The sequence below is a fragment of the Paraburkholderia sp. BL21I4N1 genome, assembly GCF_002973525.1.
Classification (GTDB): domain Bacteria; phylum Pseudomonadota; class Gammaproteobacteria; order Burkholderiales; family Burkholderiaceae; genus Paraburkholderia.
Genome location: NZ_PVEN01000022.1, coordinates 1 through 17,520, shown reverse-complemented (window position 1 = coordinate 17,520; position 17,520 = coordinate 1). Strand labels below are relative to the sequence as shown.

17 protein-coding genes are annotated in these 17,520 nt (G+C 62.7%); 6 read left to right on the top strand and 11 right to left on the bottom strand.

Annotated elements, in window-relative coordinates; genetic code table 11:
• The 3 genes from gatB to B0G83_RS33790 all read left to right on the top strand — a co-directional run bounded on the left by gatB (position 1) and on the right by B0G83_RS33790 (position 3,301).
• On the top strand, positions 1-1,476 hold the full coding sequence (gatB, locus tag B0G83_RS33800) for an Asp-tRNA(Asn)/Glu-tRNA(Gln) amidotransferase subunit GatB (RefSeq protein ID WP_105511668.1): 1,476 nt from the start codon (positions 1-3) through the stop codon (positions 1,474-1,476).
• A 148-nt stretch (positions 1,477-1,624) separates the two neighbouring features.
• The gene (locus tag B0G83_RS33795; RefSeq protein ID WP_105511667.1) at positions 1,625-2,464 is read left to right on the top strand and encodes a PPK2 family polyphosphate kinase; all 840 of its coding nucleotides are present in this window, start codon (positions 1,625-1,627) and stop codon (positions 2,462-2,464) included.
• A 57-nt stretch (positions 2,465-2,521) separates the two neighbouring features.
• Positions 2,522-3,301 carry an exodeoxyribonuclease III gene (locus B0G83_RS33790; protein WP_105511666.1) on the top strand — a complete coding sequence of 260 codons (780 nt, stop codon included), beginning with the start codon at positions 2,522-2,524 and terminating at the stop codon, positions 3,299-3,301.
• Positions 3,302-3,315: 14 nt separating this feature from the next.
• Here the strand turns inward: B0G83_RS33790 and B0G83_RS38800 are convergent, their stop codons facing one another.
• From B0G83_RS38800 to argB, 7 genes are all read right to left on the bottom strand, one after another.
• Entirely contained in the window at positions 3,316-4,644 is a 1,329-nt protein-coding gene (locus B0G83_RS38800; protein WP_181157155.1) for a M48 family metallopeptidase, read from the bottom strand.
• Positions 4,641-6,035 carry an AmpG family muropeptide MFS transporter gene (locus tag B0G83_RS33775; protein WP_105511664.1) on the bottom strand — a complete coding sequence of 465 codons (1,395 nt, stop codon included), beginning with the start codon at positions 6,033-6,035 and terminating at the stop codon, positions 4,641-4,643. Before B0G83_RS33775 ends, B0G83_RS38800 begins: the two co-directional genes overlap by 4 nt.
• A 15-nt stretch (positions 6,036-6,050) precedes the next feature.
• Positions 6,051-6,659 (bottom strand): methionine biosynthesis protein MetW, encoded by a 609-nt coding sequence (gene metW, locus B0G83_RS33770; protein ID WP_105511663.1) that lies wholly within the window; start codon positions 6,657-6,659, stop codon positions 6,051-6,053.
• Positions 6,656-7,801 carry a homoserine O-acetyltransferase gene (locus B0G83_RS33765; RefSeq protein ID WP_105511662.1) on the bottom strand — a complete coding sequence of 382 codons (1,146 nt, stop codon included), beginning with the start codon at positions 7,799-7,801 and terminating at the stop codon, positions 6,656-6,658. Before B0G83_RS33765 ends, metW begins: the two co-directional genes overlap by 4 nt.
• A 331-nt stretch (positions 7,802-8,132) precedes the next feature.
• Entirely contained in the window at positions 8,133-8,867 is a 735-nt protein-coding gene (slmA, locus tag B0G83_RS33755) for a nucleoid occlusion factor SlmA (protein WP_105511661.1), read from the bottom strand.
• The gene (locus tag B0G83_RS33750) at positions 8,834-9,637 is read right to left on the bottom strand and encodes an HAD-IA family hydrolase (RefSeq protein ID WP_105511660.1); all 804 of its coding nucleotides are present in this window, start codon (positions 9,635-9,637) and stop codon (positions 8,834-8,836) included. The genes slmA and B0G83_RS33750 overlap by 34 nt, the downstream gene beginning before the upstream one ends.
• A 277-nt stretch (positions 9,638-9,914) precedes the next feature.
• Positions 9,915-10,814, bottom strand: a complete 900-nt coding sequence (argB, locus tag B0G83_RS33745) for an acetylglutamate kinase (protein ID WP_035554096.1) — start codon at positions 10,812-10,814, stop codon at positions 9,915-9,917.
• Positions 10,815-11,085: 271 nt separating this feature from the next.
• On the opposite strand from argB, the gene B0G83_RS33740 reads away from it, so the two are divergent.
• Positions 11,086-11,313, top strand: coding sequence for a cysteine-rich CWC family protein (locus B0G83_RS33740; RefSeq protein ID WP_105511659.1), 228 nt, complete (start codon positions 11,086-11,088; stop codon positions 11,311-11,313).
• A gap of 17 nt (positions 11,314-11,330) precedes the next feature.
• On the opposite strand, the gene B0G83_RS33735 is transcribed toward B0G83_RS33740, so the two are convergent.
• Positions 11,331-12,968 (bottom strand): tetratricopeptide repeat protein, encoded by a 1,638-nt coding sequence (locus B0G83_RS33735; protein WP_105511658.1) that lies wholly within the window; start codon positions 12,966-12,968, stop codon positions 11,331-11,333.
• 128 nt (positions 12,969-13,096) lie between these two features.
• On the opposite strand from B0G83_RS33735, the gene B0G83_RS33730 reads away from it, so the two are divergent.
• Positions 13,097-14,407: an ATP-binding protein gene (locus B0G83_RS33730; RefSeq protein WP_105511657.1), complete on the top strand. Its 1,311-nt coding sequence runs from the start codon at positions 13,097-13,099 to the stop codon at positions 14,405-14,407.
• A complete protein-coding gene (locus B0G83_RS33725; RefSeq protein ID WP_007179684.1) occupies positions 14,404-14,946 on the top strand; it encodes a response regulator transcription factor in 543 nt (180 codons plus the stop codon). The genes B0G83_RS33730 and B0G83_RS33725 overlap by 4 nt, the downstream gene beginning before the upstream one ends.
• Positions 14,947-15,114: 168 nt before the next feature.
• Here the strand turns inward: B0G83_RS33725 and hslU are convergent, their stop codons facing one another.
• From hslU to B0G83_RS33710, 3 genes are all read right to left on the bottom strand, one after another.
• Complete coding sequence (gene hslU, locus B0G83_RS33720) at positions 15,115-16,461, bottom strand: ATP-dependent protease ATPase subunit HslU (RefSeq protein ID WP_105511656.1); 1,347 nt, start codon at positions 16,459-16,461, stop codon at positions 15,115-15,117.
• A 9-nt stretch (positions 16,462-16,470) separates the two neighbouring features.
• Positions 16,471-17,007 (bottom strand): ATP-dependent protease subunit HslV, encoded by a 537-nt coding sequence (hslV, locus tag B0G83_RS33715; RefSeq protein ID WP_105511655.1) that lies wholly within the window; start codon positions 17,005-17,007, stop codon positions 16,471-16,473.
• Between the two features lie 249 nt (positions 17,008-17,256).
• Positions 17,257-17,520 (bottom strand): integrase core domain-containing protein (locus B0G83_RS33710; RefSeq protein ID WP_146120134.1); only part of this gene is annotated, 264 nt, incomplete at its 5' end.

Here is a 17,520-nt window from a genome sequence, read left to right as displayed (position 1 = left end):
ATGACCAAGCAATGGGAAGTCGTGATCGGTCTGGAGACCCACACGCAACTGTCGACGCAATCGAAGATTTTTTCGGGCTCACCCACGCAGTTCGGCGCCGAGCCGAACACGCAAGCCAGCCCCGTCGATCTGGCGTTGCCGGGCACGTTGCCGGTAATGAACCGCGGCGCGGTAGAGCGCGCGATTCAATTCGGCCTCGCGATCGGCGCGACGGTCGCGCCGCGCAGCATCTTCGCGCGTAAGAATTATTTCTACCCCGATCTGCCGAAGGGCTATCAGATCAGCCAGTACGAAATCCCCGTCGTGCAGGGCGGCCAGGTGACGATTCAGGTCCCGGCCAATGAAAAGACCGGCAAGGAAGCCTACGAGAAGGTCGTCAACCTGACGCGCGCTCACCTCGAGGAAGACGCGGGCAAGTCGCTGCACGAAGACTTCGCGGGCATGACCGGCATTGACCTGAATCGCGCCGGCACGCCGCTGCTCGAAATCGTCACCGAACCGGAAATGCGCAGCGCGGCCGAAGCGGTTGCGTACGCCAAGACGCTGCACACGCTCGTCACGTGGCTCGGTATCTGCGACGGCAACATGCAGGAAGGCTCGTTCCGTTGCGACGCGAACGTGTCCGTGCGCCCGGTCGGTCAGGCGGAATTCGGCACGCGTGCCGAGATCAAGAACCTGAACTCGTTCCGCTTCCTCGAAGAAGCCATTCAGTACGAAGTGCGCCGTCAGATCGAACTGATCGAAGACGGCGGCACGGTGGTGCAGGAAACGCGTCTGTACGATCCGGACAAGCGCGAAACGCGCTCCATGCGCAGCAAGGAAGACGCGCACGATTACCGCTATTTTCCCGATCCGGATCTGATGCCGCTCGTGATCGACGCCGCATGGATCGAGCGCGTGAAGAGCGAGATGACCGAGTTGCCGGAAGCGATTCAACAGCGCTTCGTGTCGCAATACGGGTTGACGCCGTACGACGCGAACGTGCTGACGTCGAGCAAGGCGATGGCCGCGTATTACGAGGCGGTGGTCGTCAAGGTCGGCCCGGCGCACGCGAAGGTCGCGGCGAACTGGCTGATGGGCGAGGTGTCGTCGCAACTGAATCGCGAAGGGCTGGAGATCGCGTCGAGCCCGGTGTCGGCCGCGCAACTCGCGCTGCTGCTGCAACGCATTGCCGACGGCACGATCTCGAACAAGATCGCCAAGGAAATTTTCGTCGCGATCTGGGAAGAGAAGGCAACCGACGAAGCCGCCGCCGACCGCCTCATCGAGTCGAAAGGTCTGAAGCAGATTTCGGACACCGGCGCGCTGGAAGCGATTCTCGACGAGGTGCTCGCCGCGAATCCGAAGTCGGTCGAAGAATTCCGCGCCGGCAAGGAAAAGGCCTTCAACGCACTGATCGGCCAGGCAATGAAAGCGACCAAGGGCAAGGCCAATCCGGCGCAGGTGAATGAACTGCTGAAGAAGAAGCTGTCCTGAGTTAAATGTCAGTTGACTGGAACCGGCTCAGGTTTCGCACTTGAGCCGCCGCGGGCTGTTGCCGGAAACGAAAGTGGGGCAACGGCCCGTTTCATTTTGCGGGCTCCGTTTTTGCAGGCCCGTTGAACGCAAATCACGGAGTGTGTGGATGGCGAAGCAACCCGAGTTCGACGATTTCCGCGTGCCGTTTTTCGACGACGGCAAGAAAAACAGCAAGTTCTCGCTCGACGCTTTCGACCCGGCATCCAAGCCGTTTTCGACCGGATCGAAAGATTCCGACAAGGCCCGTTTGTCGGAGATTGGCGAGAAGCTCGACCAGCAGCAGGAGCGCCTGCACTCGCAGCAGAAGCGTCGCGTATTGCTGGTGCTGCAAGGCATGGACACGAGCGGCAAGGACGGCACGATCCGCGCGGTGTTTCACGAAGTCGATCCGCTCGGGTTGCGCATCGTGCCGTTCAAGGCGCCGACGCCCGTCGAACTCGCGCACGACTTTCTCTGGCGCGTGCATTCGCAAGCGCCAGCCGCCGGCGAGTTGACCATTTTCAACCGCAGTCACTACGAAGATCTGCTGGTGCCGACCGTGCTCGGCACGCTCGACGCGAAAGCGTTCGACGCGCGCTGCTGCCACATTCGCCAGTTCGAGGCGTTGCTGGCGGATAGCGGCACGACGATCATCAAGTGCATGCTGCACATTTCGAAAGACGAGCAGCGCACGCGTCTGCAGGCGCGTATCGACGATCCGAGCAAGCACTGGAAATTCGACGTCTCCGATCTCGAAGCACGCAAGCAGTGGGACGCGTATCAGTCCGCGTATCGCGACGCCTTGGCGGCGACCTCGACGGAGTACGCGCCTTGGTACGTGATTCCGGCCGACTCGAAGACGCATCGCAATGTGATGGTCGCGGAGCTGCTGTTGCGTACCTTCGAAACGTTGCAGCTCGACTATCCGCCGGCCAAGGAATCGCTGAAGGGCGTCAAGGTCGAGTGACCTTGCGCGTTGGCGCCTGACGGCATCTCAAACGAATCGAACACAAAAAGGAACGACATGTTGCGTGTGATTACCGCCAACCTGAACGGCATCCGCTCAGCGGCGAAGAAGGGCTTTTTCGACTGGTTCGGCGAACAGAAAGCCGACGTGCTGTGCGTGCAGGAAATCAAATGCTCGCAAGACGACATGACGCCGGAATTCATGGCGCCGCACAATTTCACCGGCTATTTTCAGCATGCGGTGAAGAAGGGCTACAGCGGCGCGGGCGTGTACACGCGGCAGGAACCGGACGAAGTGATTATCGGTTTCGGCAGCGAGGAATTCGATCCGGAAGGGCGTTATGTCGAATTGCGTTTCGGCAAGCTCTCGGTGATTTCGGTGTATGTGCCGTCGGGTTCGAGCGGTGAAGACCGCCAGCAGGCCAAGTTCCGCTTCATGGCCGAGTTCATGCCGCATCTCGCGGAACTGGCGAAGGAGCGCGAGGTGATCGTGTGCGGCGACGTGAACATCGTCCACAAGGAAATCGACATCAAGAACTGGAAGAGCAACCAGAAGAACTCCGGTTGCCTGCCGGAAGAGCGCGCCTGGCTCGACACGCTATTCGACGAAGTGGGTTACGTCGACGTGTTCCGCACGCTCGATCAGCGGCCCGAGCAGTACACGTGGTGGAGCAATCGCGGTCAGGCGTACGCGAAGAACGTCGGGTGGCGGATCGATTATCAGATCGCGACGCCGGGCATTGCGAGCAAGGCGAAGCGCACCGACGTGTTCCGCGATATCAAATTCAGCGACCACGCGCCGCTGACCGTCGACTACGACCACAAGGTCAAGAAGTAACGCAACGGGCCAACTCAGTCGCGCGGCACTTTTCGCCGCGGACGGCCCATGCCGGCGTAGTCCGGCAGCGCATCGACGGACTTGCCGATTGCTTTCGCATACAGCGGCAGCATGTCCGGCAAGCGCTTGACGATGTCCTGGCGGCGCGCCGGCGTGTACGGATGCACGTAGATGAAGCCCTGATTGCGATTGCTTTGCGTCGCCGCTGCCAGCTTGTCCCACAGCGTGACCGCCGCGCGCGGATCGTAACCGGCGCGCGAGGCGATATCGCTGCCGATCACATCGGCTTCGGTTTCGTCGGTGTTGGCGTACTTCATTTCCAGCAGGCGCGAGCCGATGCCGAGCGGCGCGGCGCCGAGATCGGCGAGGCCGAATAGCTGCGGAATCGTGCCCGACGAATCGAGCTGGCTGGCCTGCAATTGGCCGAGACGTTCGCGGGCATGTTCGCGCAACGCATGCGCGATCTCGTGGCCGATCAGCATGCCGAGTTCGTTGTCGTTCAGGCGAGCGCGGTCAAGCAAGCCACCGTACACCACAATCTTGCCGCCCGGCAGACAGTACATGCGGATATCGGGCGAACGCACCACCGCCACGTCCCACTTCCAGTTCTTCGCCCGTTCGTTCCATTTGAGCGAGTAGGGAATCAGCTTGTCGACGATCGCGCGTACGCGCGTGACGTGCGCGTCGGTGTCGCCGTACAGACGGTTCGCGTGCTCCGCGCCGTAGGCGATCTGGCTGAATTCTTCGGCCGCCTGCGCCTCGAGTACCGGTGACGGGATCAGGTTGCGGAACACCATGTAGCCGCCGTAACGCAACTGCGGGCTCGAACTGTACGAGCCGGCGGCGTTGGGGACGGACATGGTGTTGGCGGCGGGCGCTTTCGCGGCGGCCGCGGCTGGTGTTGGCGCCGACGTACCTGCGGGCGTACGCGCCGTGACTGGCGGCGGGGACTGGGGCGATGACTGCGTCGACGAGTTCGGCGTGGCGGCAGCGGCTGCGCTGCTGGGGTTGGTCGGACTGGTCGCGCTATTGGTGCTATTGCCGCCCGCCGCTGCGGACGTCGCGTTTTCAGGACTGGTCGCACCCGCGGCGGACCTGGCCGTCGGCGCGGCGGCCGGTGTCGGCGTCGACTGCGTTGCCGTTGCGCTGGGCGCACTATTGGCGACCGGCGGCATGGCTGTCGCGTAGGCAGTCAGCGGCATGGCCGTTGTCGCCAGGCTTGCACAGATGAGCGTCAACGACGCGCGCAACACTGCGCTGGAGGCCACTCGCGAAGATGCGCGAGGTGTGCGGCCGCTAGCCGAACCGATGCCGCCCCCGCGCCTTGAAAAACGCGCTGTCATGAGCGGGTTCTCCACGGCGCGATACGCAACAGCAGCACCATGCCGGGCAGTGCGAGTGCGGTACAGACGAGGAAATAATCGAACCAGCCGATCTTCGCGACCACATACCCGCTCGCCGCCGACGCCAGCGTGCGCGGCACCGAAGCGAGACTCGTGAACAGCGCGAACTGCGTGGCGGTGTAGCGCGGATCGGTGGTGCTGGCGATATAGGCGGTGAATGCCGCCATTGTCAGTCCGGTCGCGAAGGTTTCCAGGCCGTAGACGAGCGCCAGCGCCACCGAGCGCGGCTCGAGCTGCACGGCCCAGTCGATGCCCGCCAGTGCCAGCAGTTTCGTCGTCCCTTGGCTCACCCACACGGCTATATCGTAAATCGCGCTAAGCCCCGGCGAAGCCGGCCCGAGATGCGCAAGCCATGCAAAGCCGAGCGTCGACACCATCTGCAGAACGCCGAAGATCCACAAGCCGCGGCCAATGCCGATCTTCATCAGCCAGATGCCGCCCACAATCCCGCCCGCGAGACTCGCGCCGAACGCGGTGGTCTTCGCGATCACGCCGATCTGCGTGCGCGAAAAACCGATATCGAGGAAGAACGACGTGGACAGCGTAGTTGCCATCGTGTCGCCGAGCTTGTACAGAAAAATGAAGCCGAGCACGAACAGCGCGCCGCGCCAACCGTCGCGCTGGATAAATTCGCGGAACGGCTGCACGATCGCTTCGCGCAAATTTTTGGGCGGCGTGCCGTGCACTTCGGGCTCGCGCACCACCAGCGTCATGACCATGCCGGGCAGCATGAACGCCGCAGTCACCATGAACACGGTCGTCCACGGCAGATGGTCTGACAGGATCAGCGCCAGCGAACCCGGCACCAGCGCCGCGATCTTGTACGCGTTCACGTGCACCGCGTTGCCGAGACCTTGTTGCGTGTCGCTCAGCAATTCACGCCGGTAGGCGTCGATCACGATGTCCTGGCTCGCGCCGAAAAACGCGACCAGTGCGGTCAGCGCGGCCACTGTCCAGATCGAATCGCGCGGCGACACGAACCCTAAACACGCGATCGCGCCGGCGACCAGAATCTGCGTGACGAGCATCCAGCCGCGCCGTCTGCCTGGCCTCCAGCCGGGAAAGCGCGGCACGTAACGGTCCATCAGTGGCGCCCAGACGAATTTCCAGGTGTAGGGGAACTGGATCAGCGCGAACAGGCCGATTTCCTTCAGATTGACGCCTTCGGAGCGTAGCCACGCTTGCACCAGATAGACGAGCGTGAACAGCGGCAATCCCGACGTGAAGCCGAGAAAGACGCAGATCAGCATGCGCGTATTCAGGAACGCGCGCCAGCCGGGATGTTCTTCGTGAGCGGTAAGTGCAGGCGCCTCGTGCGGCGGGTTCGACATGTGGATAACTTGGCGTTAGCTTTTCTTGACGCGATAGACCGCAAGACTACCACGCCAGTTCACCCCCCACCGCACCACCTGGCCGTCGTGCAGCACGACCCGATCCAGAATTTCAATGCCGACTTCCGGCGCCAGCGCCTCGAAATCCTCGATGGTCAGCACCCGCACGTTCGGCGTGTTGTGCCACTGATAAGGCAGCGACTTCGACACCGGCATACGCCCCTTCAACACCGACAACCGGTGCGCCCAATAACCGAAATTCGGAAACGACACGATGCATTCCTTGCCGACCCGCACGGTCTCGCGCAGGATCGCCGCGGTCTGATGGATGGTTTGCAGCGTCTGCGACAGGATCGCGAAATCGAAGCTGCGGTCTTCGAACAGGCGCAGGCCGTCTTCCAGATTCTGCTGGATCACGTTGACGCCGTTTTGCGTCGACGCCAGCACGCCGGCGTCGTTGATCTCGATGCCGTAGCCCTGCACGTCCAGTTCCTCGGTCAGTAGCGACAGCAGCGAACCGTCGCCGCAGCCGAGATCCAGCACCGTGGCGCGCGGCTCGACCCAGCGGGCGATCGCGCGGAAGTCCGGGCGCAACGCCAGATAATCTAGTGCTCGCTGGTTCATGCGTTCACCTCTTTCGCGATACGTTCGTAGTAGGCGCGCATCACGTTGTGATAGCGCGCGTCGTCGAGCAGGAAGGCGTCGTGGCCGTGCGGCGCGTCGATTTCCGCGTAGGTGACGGTGCGCTTGTGGTCGAGCAGCGCCTTCACCAGTTCGCGCGAGCGGGCCGGCGCGAAACGCCAGTCGGTCTTGAAGCTGGCGATCAGGTATTTCGCCGTGGTGTGCGCGACCGCCTTGGTTAGGTCGCCGTCGAAGGCCTTGGCCGGATCGAAATAATCGAGCGCGCGCGTGATCAGCAGATACGTGTTCGCGTCGAAGTAGTCGGCGAATTTGTCGCCCTGATAGCGCAGGTACGACTCCACTTCGAACTCCACGTCGAAGTTGAAGTTGTACGCGTCCACCGCGCCTTCCGCGCGGCGCAGCGAGCGGCCGAATTTCTCGGCCATGTCGTCGTCGGACAGATAGGTGATGTGGCCGATCATGCGCGCGACGCGCAAGCCGCGCTTCGGCTTGACGTTGTGCGCGTAGTAGTTGCCGCCGTGAAAGTCGGGGTCCGACAGGATCGCCGAACGCGCCACCTCGTTGAACGCGATGTTCTGTGCCGACAGCTTCGGCGTCGATGCGACCACGATGCAGTGCGCCACGCGCTCCGGATACATCACGCTCCACGCCAGCGCCTGCATGCCGCCGAGGCTGCCGCCCATGACGGCGGCGAAACGCGTAATGCCGAACTCGTCGGCGACGCGCGCCTGGGCGTTGACCCAGTCTTCCACCGTCACGACTGGGAACGCCGCGCCGTAGGGATGACCGGTCGCGGGATCGAGACTCATCGGTCCGGTCGAGCCGAAGCACGACCCGAGGTTATTCACGCCGATCACGAAGAACGTGTCGGTGTCGAGCGGTTTGCCCGGGCCGACCATGTTGTCCCACCAGCCGACGTCTTTCGGATTGCCTTCGTACACGCCTGCCACGTGGTGCGACGCGTTGAGCGCGTGACACACCAGCACCGCATTGCTACGCGCGGCGTTGAGCGTGCCGTAGGTTTCGACCATCAGGTCGTAACCGGCCAGCGACGTGCCGTTCTGCAACTGCAGAGGCTCGCTGAAATGCATTTTTTGGGGAGCGACGATACCGATCGATTCCATTCATTCCGCCGTTTAACAAATACAGGGCGGCTAGATGGCGTCGGCGAGGCACGGAGGAGAACGGCTGTGTGCGCGGCTGACGACCTCTTTAGCCGCATTTATAGTGAACGCCGGGAGAGATTCCCGGCAGTTCGCGCGCCCGCAATCGAGTCAGCAAATCGGCGCGTATTAGATGTTCAAGCGATATTCAGGGTGTTCAGGGTGCTGCGGAAAGCGGCTGGGGAGGCGCCTGGTAGGCATCCGGCGGCCGCAGTCAGGCGCAAAGTATAGCGGAAAATCCGGAGCGGCAGCGTCGCCGGCGCGGGCCGCCACGCGCTGCGGGCCGCGTGGACTACTGAAGAATCAGCAGGATTTGCGCGTCGGCGTGTTCGGCGGGTAGGCGCGTAAAACCGCTACGCACGTAGCGATGCCAGCGTCCGATGATGTAGCTCAGCAGCAGGCTCGCGCGTATCGCGGGATCGTAGCCGGCCGGCAGCGCGGCTGAGGTGGGGGTCGGCGCTTGCGGGCGGCTTTCGCCTGCGTTTTCGTCTGCGTTTGCGCTCTCGTCGCTGGTGGCCTCCCTCTGCGCGAGCCGCAGACATTGTTTCAGCGACGCCTCCACCCGCTCCAGCATCTGGTTGACGCGCTCGGTCAGCCGCTCATGCTCGCCGACCAGCGCCTCACAGGTGAGGACGCGCGTCATGCCGGGATTCTTCGCGGGAAAATTGAGCAGCATCAACGCGATCGCTCGGGCTTGCAGCACGCCGTTGCTTTCCTTGCCGACGATCTGGTTGATCAGCCCAAAAATAGTCTGCTCGATGAACTCGATGAGCCCTTCAAACATTTGCGCCTTGCTGGCGAAATGACGGTACAGCGCGGCTTCCGAGACGCCCAGCCGGGCGGCGAGCGCCGCCGTGGTGATCTTTTCGCTTTTCGGCGCTTCGAGCATTGCGGCGAGCGTCTGCAGGATATGCACGCGACGCTCGCCCGGCTTCAGGCGCTGCGCGCGCGGCGCGGCCGCCGCCACGGGCTCGTGTTCAGGTTCGTGTTCGGTTAAGGCTTCGTCAGGCTTGTCGATCGGCTGCATGGCTGTCGTCCCGTCTGCTGTCCCTTCAATCGAACCGAGCGGGTGCCCAGTCGTAGCGATTTTAACGAACGAATGCTCTGATCGACATAGTGCGGCCGACCGGTGCCCGGCAGGCGCGTCGGCACGCCGTCCACATGCGGTTTGCGCGGCAGATGACCGGTGATCCACACGGTGCGGATGCCCAAACGCCGGTAGTGCTTCAGATGCGAACGCGTGTCTTCGACGAGTATCACGTCTTTCAGGGAAACGTGGGCGTCGCGCATGGTCTTGCGCAGCATGGCGTGGTCGGGCTTCGCGCGCCAGCGGCGGCGATCGGCCATATGCTCGATCGCGATCACCTGCTCGAACAGACGCTCGATGCGCAATTCGGCCAGCACCGCGCGCGCATAGGCTTCGGGCGCGTTGGTCAGCACGATCTTGCGGCCCGGCAGCGCCGCGACGAGGCGCGCCACGCCGCGTTCGTAGCGGATCATCGAACCGAGATCCGGGAACGTGTGCACGAATTTCAGGAAATCGTGCGGATCCAGCGGATGGTGCCGCGCGAGGCCGAGCAGCGCCGCGCCGTAGCGTTGCGTGTAGACGCGGCGCATGCGGTTCGCTTCATCGGCATCCACGTTTAGCGTGTCGATGATGTAGCGATTCATGCCCTGATTGATCGCCGGAAAGATGGCGTGCGAGGCGTGATGCAGCGTGTTGTCGAGATCGAACAGCCAGACCGGTTTGCCACCGGCGATATGCGGACGACGGCGCCGCGAAGTGGGAGTGCGCATGAGGTGCGGCGCCGTTCAGGCGCGAAGTGTCGCGTCAGGCAACGAGTGTTTGCGATTCGTGGCGCTGGCGGAGAGATAAGAGGGGGAGTGTGTGCCGGTGCGCCTTGCTGGCGCGTGGCGGGCCGCCGTGAAGTGCGGCGGTGAAGCTTGGTTTTGAGTGCGGCGCTGAGGGTGGCTCTGGACGTAGCAGCTGCAAAGCGCGTGGCCGCGGAACGACTGCACGGCACATAGTGCACGCCGTTACGACGTGCGCTATGTGCCGGGACTGAGGCAGGAATCAATGCGAGCGGATCATCGTGCCGAACGGCTGTTCGGTGAGAATTTCCAGCAGTACCGAGTGCTCGATACGACCGTCGATGATGTGTACCGAACGCACGCCGCTCTTGGCCGCGTCCAACGCCGAAGAGATTTTCGGCAGCATGCCGCCGGAGATCGTGCCGTCGGCGAAGAGACCGTCGATTTCGCGCGCGGACAGATCGGTCAGCAGGTTGCCTTCTTTATCCATCACGCCCGGAATGTTGGTCATCATCACGAGCTTTTCGGCGTTCAGCACGACCGCCAGTTTGCCCGCGACCAGATCCGCGTTGATGTTGTACGACAGGCCGTCTTCGCCGAAACCGATCGGCGAGATGACAGGAATGAACGCGTCGTCTTGCAGCGCTTTCACCACCGCCGGGTTGATCGCCTCGACCTCGCCGACCTGGCCGATGTCGACGTACTGGCCCGGGTTGTCACGATCCGGCATCAGCATCTTGCGCGCGTGGATCAGGCCGCCGTCTTTGCCGGTGAGGCCGACCGCGTGGCCGCCGAAATGGTTGATCAGCGTGACGATATCCTGCTGCACTTCGCCGCCGAGCACCCATTCGACGACTTCCATCGTCTCTTCGTCGGTGACGCGCATGCCCTGGATGAACGTGCCCTGTTTGCCGATCTTCTTCAGCGCCGTGTCGATCTGCGGACCGCCGCCGTGGACGATAACCGGATTGATACCGACCAGCTTCAGCAGAATCACGTCGCGCGCGAAGCCCTGCTTGAGGCGCTCCTCGGTCATGGCGTTGCCGCCGTATTTGATCACCACGGTCTTACCGTGATATTGACGAATGTAAGGCAGCGCCTCGGCCAGGATTTCAGCCTTCAGGGTGGGCGCGATCTGCGAAAGGTCGGGAAGCTCGGACATGGCGGCAGGCTCAGGCACGGAACAGTTAAAACACGGCGAATTGTACAGGACTGGCGCGCTGCAACAGGGTTTTCGACAGCGGCGCCGGTGGCGGGCGGCGCGGCTTTTTGCGCACCGCGCCATGACGGCCCGCGAATGCCGGCCGACCAGCAAGCCTAACGCGGTTCGAAGGCGTTTGTGTATTAGCCGAACGGACGACTAACGGCGCTTCGCTGGTAGTGGCATCATCTGCGGATCGATGCCTGATTCGGTGCGTTTATCCGGCCTTGCCATGAAACCGTTCGCCTCCCGCCACGAAAGCCGCGCGCGCTGTCCGCGCTGCGGTAATGCGTTCGATTGCTCGAGACACGCGCAGCCGTTCGACTGCTGGTGCCGCGAGATGCCGTCCTTGCCGGTGGAGCGGCTGGATCCCGCTGGTGGGTGTCTTTGTCCGGAGTGCCTCGCGGCAGAGATTGCGCGAGCGACTCAGGGGCGGCCGTCTGGTGGTGGTTTGCCGTAACGCGCTTGTTAACGCGCCTATGGCGCGCGGTGCTCAGCCGCGAGCGCGTTCAGATCACGGGCAACAGCCTCCAACGGCGCTTCCCACTGACCGAACTGCGGCTGCCGATACAGCGTGGCGCTTGGATACCAGGGGCTGTCGCGGCGATCGAGCAGCCAGACCCAGTGCGGATTGACGTCGAGCAGCACCCAGGTGCGCTGGCCGAGCGCGCCACTCAAATGCGCCGCCGACGTGCATACCGTGATGACGAGGTCGAGCGAGCTCACGAAAGCGGCGGTGTTGTCGAAAGTGGCGAATTCGGCGGTGTGATCGGTCATGGGCAGACCAGCGGCGCGGGCTGCTGCCACGTCGGCGTCAGCGCCCGGTTGCAATGAGTAGAACGCCACGTTTTGCAGTCTGCCAAGGTGAGTTGCGTAGCGCTCCCAGCCGACCCGCCGATACGGATTGCGTTGATGGCCGAGGCTGCCGGTCCATGTCAGTCCGACTTTCAGCCGCGTTTCGCCCGCCAGCCGCCGACGCCATGATTGACTAGCCGTGTCGTCCGCGTGCAGATAAGGGACGGCAGCCGGAATCGTGCTGGCGCGTGTGCCGAAGATCAACGGCAGGCTGAGCAGTGGAATCTCATAGTCGAACGGCCGCAGCGATTCCAGATCGACGCCGGTCGAGTAACCGTCCACGTATTGACCGAGGCTGCGCGTAAGCAGCGCACCCATCTGCGGAAACGAATTCCAGATCACGCGCCCGCCCTCGCGATGCACGCGGTCGGCCAGCATTGGGACATAGCGGCTGAACTGCAGCACGTCGCCCATGCCCTGTTCGCCCCAGACCAGCAGCGTTTTACCGGCGAGCGGTTCGCCGTGCCACGTCGGCGCCGGTATCGCGGGCCGGTTGCCGCCGAGTTCCGCTGAGCCGTCCCAGCGTGCCTCGTGCGATGACCAGCCGTTTGTGTAGTCGCCGCGCATCAACTGCAGCATGCCGAGATTCGAGCGCATCGTCGTATTCGAAGGAGCGATCGCGCAGGCGGTTTTCGTGGCCTGTTCGGCCTCCGCCCAGCGTTGCGCTTCGCGGAGCGCCAGCGCATAGTTGTTGTGCGCCAGCGGGCTGAGCGGCGAACATTGCATGGCTCTCGCGCCGGCTTCGAGCGCGCGCGGCAGGTTCATGCCGGTGCGATACGCGTGCGTGAGATTCGTCCACGCGTCGCCCTCGCAAGGTTCGTCGCGCACCGCGCTTTCCAGCAGCGTGAGTTGCTCGCTCAGGTCGCCGCCGGTCATCATCAATGCACCGGCGAGATTGCTGCGCAGCCGGGGCAAAGTCGGCTCGATGGCAAGCGCGCGGCGGTAAGCGGCAATGGCCTCGCCATGCCGGTTCGCCATTTGCAAAACGTAGCCGAGACGGAAGTGGGTCAACGCGCGATGCGAATCGAGTTGGGCAATAATGGCGGCGAGTTCGATCGCCTCGCCGTGACGGGCCTGCTCAAGCAACGCGGCGCTGAGCGTTTCAAGTGAGTCGTCGTCGAGTGGATGCAACTGGCTCGCGGCGTCGAGCCATCGGGATTCCGCTTTGGCCGTGGCATTTTGGCGGGCTGCGGCAGCATGTCGCAGAAAAGTCAGGAAAGCTGATGAGACATCAGCCTCGTAGTCAGAGGTAGGTAGCATGGAAGGGTGGTGCGCCGGAAGAACCGAGGTCGAAAGTTCGGTCCGAGCGTCGCTATCGCAAAAAAACCATGGTACCGACGCGGGGCTGCGTAGTAAGTCGGACTAGTCTGAACAGGTACACTCAAGTCATGCATCGAATAACGAACACCGGTCGCGTCAATCTGGGTCATCTGTTCTGGCTGCGTAGTCTGGCCATCATCGGACAGCTGGTGACCATCGCGGTCGTGCAGATATTTATCGGCGTGCACCTGCCGTTGCCCGCCATGCTGCTCGTGATCGCGCTCGAAGTGATCTTCAATGGACTCACGTGGTGGCGCGTCTCACAACAGCGGCCCGAATCCAACATGGAGTTGTTCGGCCAGATCTGGGTCGATCTGGGCGCGTTGTCCGCGCTGCTGTTCCTCTCGGGCGGCACCACCAATCCATTTGTCTCGCTCTATCTGCCTTCGCTGGCCATTGCCGCGGCGGTGCTGCCATGGCATCTGATGGCATGGCTTGCGGCATTCGCCGTGGCCTGCTACGCGGTGCTCGGTTTCGATTCCGTGCCGCTCAACCTCGACAATCCCGCCAACCTGTTCGACTACTACCGCGCCGGCATGTGGGTGAACTTCATGGTCAGCGTGGGGCTGATCGCGTGGTTCGTTGCACGTATGTCGCGCGCGCTGCGACTACGTGACGCAGCGCTCGGAGATGCGCAACAGCGCTTGCTTCATGACGAGCGCGCGGTCGCGTTGGGTGTGCAGGCGGCCACCGTCGCGCACGAAATCGGCACGCCGCTGTCTACAATTGCAATGTTGTCCGAAGAATTGCGCGACGCGGCACGCACCGACCAAGGGCTCGCACCCTACAGTGCCGATATTGAACTGCTGGAGCAGCAGATGTCGCTGTGCACGTCGGCGCTCGCCAGATTGCGCAGCCGCGCGTCGACAACCACGAGTCGGCAGCCGGTCGGCGAATGGCTCGAATCGTTCGGCGAGCAGTGGCGCTTGCGTCATCCGCATGTGAAATTCGAGCGGATTGGTGTGGCGCCGCCCGAGGTCAGCCTTGACGATACGGTAGCCGTGAGTCAGATTCTCACGATTCTGCTCGACAACGCCGCGCGTGCGAGCCGCGATCACGTGACGCTGGCCTGCACGCTGGCGGCGCGCGGCGACCAGATCGTCTTCGAAGTCTGCGACGCGGGCCCCGGCATTCCCGCCGCACTGCGTGGCTCGCTCGGCGCGATGCCGGTGGAGAGCACGCAAGGCGGACACGGCGTGGGCCTTTATCTGGCCTTTTCGGCGGCGGCGCGTTTGAGAGGGTCGATCGAACTGACCGACGTTAGCGCGATCAAGCCGCGTGGCACGCGAGCGCTTCTCAAGCTGCCGCTTGCCGGGCGCAAATTATCAGGCGTGGGCCGTCAGGGCAGCGCGCCATCCAACACGGAGAAACAGGCATGAGCGAAATGAATTTTCTGGTGATCGACGACGACGAGGTGTTCTCCGGCATCCTCGCTCGCGGTCTGACGCGGCGCGGTTACACGGTGAGCGAGGCGCACAACGCGGACGAAGCGATCAAGCTGGCGAATCAGCAGAAGTTCAGCCAGATCACGGTCGACCTGCATCTCGGCAACGACTCTGGTCTGACGCTCGTCGCGCCTTTGCGCGATCTGCAGCCCGACGCGCGCATGCTGGTGCTGACCGGCTACGCCAGTATCGCCACGGCGGTGCAGGCGGTGAAAGACGGTGCGGACAATTACCTGGCGAAGCCCGCCAACGTCGAGACGATCTTGTCGGCGCTGCAAAGCGAGGCGAGCGCGCTGCAGGCGGAAGAGGCGATCGAACATCCCACGCCGCTGTCGGTTGCGCGTCTGGAGTGGGAGCATATTCAACGCGTGCTGGCCGAGCACGGCGGCAATATTTCGGCGACGGCGCGCGCGTTGAACATGCATCGCCGGACGTTGCAGCGCAAGCTGGCCAAGCGGCCGGTTAAACAGTAAGCAGTAGCAGTAGCAGTAAGCAGTAAGCGGGAACCGCTTCACTCGCGTTTCGACGGGGCGAAAAAACGGGCTGCCTGATTAAAGGCAGCCCGTTTTCTTTTGCGATTCACGCCTGATCCACATCAAACAATCAGCACGTGAATCAGCGATGCGATATCGGCATCCGTATCACAGCACGTAACGCGACAGATCTTCGTCTTCCGCCACTTCGTTCAGCGCGCGATCCACATACGCCGCGTCGATCTGCACCGTCTTGCCGGAGTGGTTGCCGGCCGCGAACGACACTTCTTCGAGCAGTTTTTCGATCACCGTGTACAAGCGGCGCGCGCCGATGTTCTCGGTCTTCTCGTTCACCGAGTACGCGATCTCGGCGAGACGGCGAATGCCGTCGTCGGCGAATTCGAGGTGCACGTCTTCCGTGGCGAGTAGCGCCTGGTATTGCTTGACGAGGCTCGCGTCCGTGGACACCAGGATCGATTCGAAGTCGTTCACCGACAGCGAGTCCAGTTCGACGCGGATTGGGAAACGCCCTTGCAGTTCCGGAATCAGATCGCTCGGCTTGGCCAGATGAAACGCACCGCTCGCGATGAACAGAATGTGGTCGGTCTTCACCATGCCGTACTTTGTGTTGATCGTGGTGCCTTCCACCAGCGGTAGCAGATCGCGCTGCACGCCCTGCCGGGATACTTCACCACCGCCGGCTTCGGCGCGCGACGCGATCTTGTCGATCTCGTCGAGGAACACAATGCCGTTCTGTTCGACGTTCTGCACCGCTTTGGTTTTCACCTCTTCGTCGTTCAGCATCTTGCCGGCTTCTTCGTCGGTGAGCAGCTTCAGCGCTTCCTTTACCTTCAGCTTGCGACGCGTTTTCTTGCCGCCGCCGATGTTCGCGAACATGGAGCGGATCTGCTCGGTCATGTCTTCCATGCCAGGCGGCCCCATGATGTCCATGGCGCCTTGCGGCTGTTCGACGTCGAGCTCGATTTCCTTGTCGTCGAGCAGGCCTTCGCGCAGACGCTTGCGGAAGGTGTGGCGCGTGGTGCTGCCTTCGTCGGCGGTGTCGGTGGCGCTCGAGCTCGCGCCGAAGCCCACCGGCCGCGCGCTCGGCAACAGAATGTCGAGGATACGGTCTTCGGCCTGATCTTCGGCCTTGGTGCGCACTTTGCGCATTTCCGTTTCGCGCGTTTGCTTGACGGAGATTTCGATCAGATCGCGCACGATGCTGTCGACGTCGCGACCCACGTAGCCGACTTCGGTGAACTTGGTCGCTTCGATCTTGATGAACGGCGCGTCGGCCAGTTTCGCCAGACGCCGCGCGATCTCGGTTTTGCCGACGCCGGTCGGTCCTATCATCAGAATGTTCTTGGGCGTAATTTCTTGGCGCAGCGGATCTTCAACCTGCTGACGCCGCCAGCGATTGCGCAGCGCCACGGCCACGGCTTTTTTCGCGCGGCCTTGGCCGATGATGTGTTTGTCGAGTTCCGAGACGATCTCGGCAGGGGTCATGGTGCTCATCGTGGGTCCTTACTCGATCGTCTCGATGACGCGGTTATGGTTCGTGTAGATGCACATGTCGCCGGCAATTTCCAGCGACTTCTCCACGATTTCGCGGGGCGACATCTCGGTGTTCTGGGCCAGCGCGATCGCGGCGGCCTGAGCGTACGATCCGCCCGAACCGATGGCGCAGATACCACCTTCCGGATCGAGCACGTCGCCGTTACCGGTGATGACGAGCGTGGTAGTGGCGTCGGCGGTAATCAACATGGCTTCGAGCCGGCGCAGCATGCGGTCGGTGCGCCAGTCTTTAGCGAGTTCGACGGCCGCGCGCGTGAGGTTGCCCTGATGTTTTTCCAGCTTCGCTTCGAAGCGGTCGAGTAACGAGAAGGCGTCTGCCGTACCGCCGGCGAAGCCGACCAGCACCTTGCCGTTGTAGATGCGCCGGACCTTCTTCGCACCGCCTTTCATGACGATGTTGCCCAGCGTCACCTGGCCGTCGCCGCCGAGCGCGACCTTGTCGCCGCGCCGCACGGAGACGATCGTCGTGCCGTGAAATTGCTCCATATGCGTTCCTCTTTGCAAAACGGGTAGGACGCGGCAGCACGATGCACCACCGCATGAATCCTGAAAGCGGACGGCGCGCGGCACGGGGATCAACCCGCCTGGCGCGCGCTCGTGCAGCGCATGTCCAGTTTATTTTAGGGCGTACGCAGTCATATCAAGAGCCGGCAAAAGGCATAGGACAAAAAACGGTGTTTCGGCGCGAGGCCGGACTGACAGCGAGCGCATTCAGCGCCGCACTGACCCGTCCTGCTATAGGTTGACAGGTTTTGCCAGGGTATCCGGCTGGTAAAGATACCCCCTTAACGACGCCCGATGAACTTCATCGGGCGTTTTGTATTTGAGCGAGTGATGTGGTCGTTCGCTGTTGTAGATCTGCACCGACTGTCTGACCATGCGCACAGCCTGGGCCAGATTGGCGGGACGATGCAGCAACAGTTCCGTTTTCAGAATGCCGTTGATGCGCTCGGCCAGTGCGTTCTGGTAGCAGTCATAGCCGTCGGTCATTGAGCAGGT